The organism is Nocardioides sp. 31GB23, from assembly GCF_040012395.1.
Classification (GTDB): Bacteria; Actinomycetota; Actinomycetes; order Propionibacteriales; family Nocardioidaceae; genus Nocardioides; species Nocardioides salarius.
Genome location: NZ_JBDYKJ010000127.1, coordinates 1 through 3847, shown reverse-complemented (window position 1 = coordinate 3847; position 3847 = coordinate 1). Strand labels below are relative to the sequence as shown.

Annotated in this window: 4 protein-coding genes; all 4 read right to left on the bottom strand. The window is 64.3% G+C overall.

Annotated features, from left to right (window positions below; translation table 11 throughout):
• Positions 1-119: 119 nt before the first annotated feature.
• Positions 120-527 carry a hypothetical protein gene (locus ABKW28_RS22590; RefSeq protein WP_348613507.1) on the bottom strand — a complete coding sequence of 136 codons (408 nt, stop codon included), beginning with the start codon at positions 525-527 and terminating at the stop codon, positions 120-122.
• Between the two features lie 253 nt (positions 528-780).
• Complete coding sequence (locus tag ABKW28_RS22585) at positions 781-948, bottom strand: hypothetical protein (RefSeq protein ID WP_348613505.1); 168 nt, start codon at positions 946-948, stop codon at positions 781-783.
• Positions 949-1409: 461 nt separating this feature from the next.
• Positions 1410-1604 (bottom strand): hypothetical protein, encoded by a 195-nt coding sequence (locus tag ABKW28_RS22580; protein ID WP_348613503.1) that lies wholly within the window; start codon positions 1602-1604, stop codon positions 1410-1412.
• Positions 1605-3034: 1430 nt separating this feature from the next.
• Positions 3035-3757 carry a hypothetical protein gene (locus tag ABKW28_RS22575; RefSeq protein ID WP_348613501.1) on the bottom strand — a complete coding sequence of 241 codons (723 nt, stop codon included), beginning with the start codon at positions 3755-3757 and terminating at the stop codon, positions 3035-3037.
• Between the last annotated feature and the right edge of the window lie 90 nt (positions 3758-3847).

Here is a 3847-nt window from a genome sequence, read left to right as displayed (position 1 = left end):
CGCGGCAGAACCGGATGGCCGCGGGCGCACGCTACGCGGCAGAACCGGATGGCCGCGGGCGCACGCTACGCGGCAGAACCGGATGGCCGCGGGCGCACGCTACGCGGCAGATGAGCGCGCTACGAGCGCGCTAGGACGGCCGAATCCATTAACTCACGAAGCGAGGCACGACCATTGGCATCCGCGACAGCGTAGAGATGTGAGCCGCCGATCGTCGTCAGCCCGACCCAAACGGAGCGCTGTCGATGAATGCCTGGCTTGATGAGGTCTTCGGTGGGACCTGTGCGAGCCGCAATGATGCGTCGCAAGCCCGCGCACGCGGTCGCCTTTGTGTCCTTCAGTTGACACTTCTTCGGCACCTTGAAGACGAGACCACCGTCCCTGATCGTGCGCAGAGGCGTCGACTCCGATGGCGTCGCCCGATTGACCGCGGCGGCAGGGCGGTCGGACGAGCGCGAGGCCTCCTCGTCGGTCGAACAGCCCGCGCCGAGAACCAGCAGCGGGGCGAGCAAGAGCCGAGTCAGCATTTGCATAACCCTAGGACGTGAGAAGTGGCTTCGGGGTTCCACCACAGTGCGGCAGAACCGGATGGCCGCGGGCGCACGCTACGCGGCAGAACCGGATGGCCGCGGGCGCACGCTACGCGGCAGATGAGCGCGCGCTGACGCGCACGCTACGCGGCAGATGAGTGCGTGACGTTCGGTGCTGAGCACGGGACCGTAGAAAACCGAAACTGTCCACCAGGGGATACAGGTGGGCCGCGACGCTATCCTCAGGCCCTCAACCCTCGGTCTCGATGGAGTAGTTCTTGAAATCTAGGACGATATTGGATGCGACCTGCTTCATTTTGACGGCAGTTGTCGTCACCGTGTTGGCGTGGGCGCGATCATTCGACAAGGACATGCCGACAATCTTTTGGGTAGCGACACTCTGCTTGTTTGCCTTCATGCTCTTCTATGGCATCGTATTTCGCAAAGAAGGAAGGCAAAAACGCTCCTCCGAAGATCGATCGTCAAAGGCTAGACGCGTTGCAGTGGAAGACGTAAACCGCAGTCCCGCGTTTCGTCAAACATACTTGATCTCCGCAGTTGGGTCTGTTCTAGTCGCTGGGATCTGCTTGGCTCAACTGGTGTGGCCAGCCGTGGCGTTCTTCGCAGTAGTGTCGGGCGTCTTTTGGGGGCTCTACTTCTGGTCGAAGGGGTAGGCCGCCGCGTGCCTCACCGGGGGCGGAGAGCACTGGCTCACGTGCGCGCGACCGCGGGCGCACGCTACGCGGCAGATGAGGATGTCGGGGCAGTTCTTCAGCCGGGCGGGGGCATGGGGCGAGCGGAGGCATCGGCCCCGTTGGGTCCTGTTACGCGATCGGCTCACGCGAGGATCGGAGGTGCCCTGCGGTGTGCCCAACGTTGCTACAACTTGTCGCGCTTCCACAGCAAGATCACGGCAATCGAGCACAGCACCCCAGCGACGCCAATGGCGACTAGGCCGATGCGATCGGTGCCGTCTTGTCGCGGAGAGATTGCAAGGACGATGACGCTCAGCACGAACAGTCCTACGCCCTTCCAGGTCCACCATGCCTTGCGCACGCCCCGTGGTGCCACCATGCCGGGTTCTCCTTCGGTCGGTCGGACCGTGAACTTACTATGACAGGCCCTCACGGCGATCAGCCACCTGTGCCGCGCGGACGATGGCTGCTGAATGACACAGGCCAGATGCGCACTCAACTCGGCAGCCGCAGACGCCACTCGGCAGGACCGTGCGGACAGCGGCAGATGAGTGCGATTGGGTGGCGTTCGGTTTCTCGGCGCGAGATGCTGAGAGCATGATCCCGCAGGCCGCCGTCGTGGTGACCTCACCAGCCTCGTCGGCGTCGCGTTGAGATGGCGCGCCCCATGGCAGGAAGTCCAGCGTTGAGTGGTTCAGGGTGCAGGCCAGCCCGACAGTGGCTGAATCGGAGGGCCGTCGCGCACGCTAGTCATCGCTCAAGTCCCTACTGCGAACCATTCTGGACTGGCGGCGCCGACGTACCGCCGCGATCGCAGCAACTTCGATGACGGCCGAAAGGACAGTCCAAAAGGCGGATGACGTCCTGTCGAGACCAATTTCGAATATCAATATGCCCCTGGGTCGACGGTCAACGTCAAGGGCGGTTCGAATCGGTCGGGTTTGTACCCCTCACTCCTGGTGGGCGTCGCCCGATCGAGTCGAACCTTCGTATCAACCTCTCGACTGCAGGTCCATGGGAGATATCCAATGTGGGTGAAAAATTATGGCTGACATCAATGTTGCCATGCTGACCGGCGACGAAATTGAACACATGAAGCGATTGGCAGTCGCGGCTTCGTGTCGGGTCGGCAAATATATGGATGTGATCACGACTCCGAGCGACAATTCCGCTCGAGAAAATTCAATCGTTCTGCAAGCGGTGGGCCGCGCCGACGCGCAGCGGTCCCTGCAGTTTCTCCGTCCCGGCCCTTCGTTGACGGAGTGGCCCCAGAGTTGGAGTTCGATACGCGATAAATCCGCTGGGCTATTCACAACCTATAGGTACGCACCAGCGGATCACTCGGATCGGCTCTGTGGAACGTTGCCTCGTTCGAACGGACAATTTATTCGCTGCGTCTCCGAATCTGTTAAAGGCAGTTTGACTTGGCGTGCTCGGTGGGAATGGATGAGGGGCTGCACGCCGACCCAGGTTGAGGGAATCCAGGTATGTTCCACGCTCGTCGAGGGTGAGGTCGCCAAGTGGCCAGGTGGAGTTTCTGTTTCCATCAGTCACGCAGGATTGCCTGTGGCGCTGGCGGCCGACTTTCGGGCTTGGTGGGAATGGCAGTGTGTAGTTGCGCTGAGTCGTTGACACGGGAGTCACGATGTTGGGCGTGCTGATGACGGGGCAGCCGCCCGCTCATCGGCATGAGCGGGCGTCTGACTGTGGCGCTTCAAGCAACAACTACAAGCCGCGCGGCGCCGGGATGGACTGTGCTGACCTCATAACGATCCGGCATGTCAGAAGGTACATTCCGGCCTGTCAGGCTTACGCCGGGTCTTCGATTCCGGCCTGAGCGCCAGCCTGCTGCACGGCGATGGCGGTGGCCATGGGGGAGCGGCCGGCGTGGATGTCCTCGGCGGTCATGTCGAGGGCCAGCCGAGTGACGGGCACCTCACCAGCGAGTCCCACGCGGGCAGCAGCGAACGCGCGCGCGTCGCCGTCAGTGACCTCGACCAGGCGGCGGTCCACGTCCAGAGCTACCCGGGTGGTGTCGGTGCCCTCCCAGCCGATGGCCTCCAGGCCGCGGGGCTTGGCCTGGCGCGCCTGCAGGTACGTCGGGAGCTCCTCACGCAGTGCCATGAGCGCCTCGGGGTCCGTCGCGGCAGCGATCACGTCACCCACCGAACGGCCGGCGTCCAGGAGGGTCTGCGCGCGGCGCCAGTGGGCCTCACGGCGGGCGATGCCAGCGGCGTCGGGGGCGGGCTGTGTGGCGAGCACGTCCTGCAGAACCGCCTCCGCGTCCGCGACGCGCTCGCGGTGCCCGGCCACGCGCTCATCCGCGAGTCGGCGCAGGGTGGCGGTCCGCTCGCTGCGCTTCTGCCGGTTGCCCTCACCGGAGAGCAACGGGTCATCACGGAGGGCGGCGCGCAGTGCGTCGTTGTGCTCGCGCAGTAGCTGCGAGAGGTCGGCGCGGGCGGCTGCAAGCTCTCCGCGGGCCTGGTGGACCTTCTGGCGAGTGTTCGGCTTCCAGCCGAGGGGGGTGGGCATCAGTGGGGTGTCCTTTCGAGCAACCCAGCGGCCAACCCCGGGCCGCGCCGTGGCGCGGGAAGATCGGGGTCGGTGACGGTTCCCGCGTGG